Origin of the sequence: Hydrogenophaga sp. OTU3427 (genome assembly GCF_038440225.1) — a bacterium.
Lineage (GTDB): Bacteria > Pseudomonadota > Gammaproteobacteria > Burkholderiales > Burkholderiaceae_C > Hydrogenophaga.
This window is the reverse complement of sequence record NZ_JASATI010000125.1, coordinates 1-533: the sequence shown is the minus strand read 5'-3', so window position 1 is coordinate 533 and position 533 is coordinate 1. Positions and strand designations below refer to the sequence as shown.

Below are 533 nucleotides of genomic sequence, written 5' to 3'. Positions count from 1 at the left end.
ACCCGAGACGCTGGAGCTGGCGCGCTCGACCGAGGAAGAGAAGCAAAGCCAGCTGCAGCGGCTGGCCGCCTTCCACGAGCGCCACCAGGCTCAGGCACCGGCCATGCTCAAGCGCCTGCAGCAGGCGGTGATCGAGAACCAGAACGTGTTCAACGTGCTGATGGACGCGGTGCGGGTGTGCAGCCTGGGGCAGATCACCAGCGCGCTGTTCGAGGTCGGTGGACAGTACCGCAGAAACATGTGAGGCTCATTTGTCACGCGCATTGGTCAGAGACAACAAACGTCTTATGCGGCAGGCATTGCGGTCACCGCATGTCGAGCTTCCTCGACAGTTGGGTAGCGAGGCGGCATTGAGCTTGCTGGAGCGCAGTATCCACTTTGGTCACGGGCGTCTGGCGGTTCTCCGACTTCTCATGGCTGTGGAAGTGGGCGCTGCTGTCCTTGAAACCCACTGGCTGTATTGTGAAAAGGTGGTTGAAAAGAGTGGTGATCCGCAGTTGTGCACCATACTGGATCGAGCAAAGATGCTTGTT

General features: G+C 59.5%; 2 protein-coding genes. One reads left to right on the top strand and one right to left on the bottom strand.

The window, feature by feature from the left end; all coding sequences use genetic code 11:
- Positions 1-244, top strand: a 244-nt coding sequence (locus AAHB17_RS24575) for a methylmalonyl-CoA mutase family protein (protein ID WP_342133687.1), incomplete at its 5' end; no start/stop codon positions are given.
- A gap of 61 nt (positions 245-305) precedes the next feature.
- Here the strand turns inward: AAHB17_RS24575 and AAHB17_RS24570 are convergent.
- Positions 306-533, bottom strand: a 228-nt coding sequence (locus AAHB17_RS24570) for a hypothetical protein (RefSeq protein ID WP_342133686.1), incomplete at its 5' end; no start/stop codon positions are given.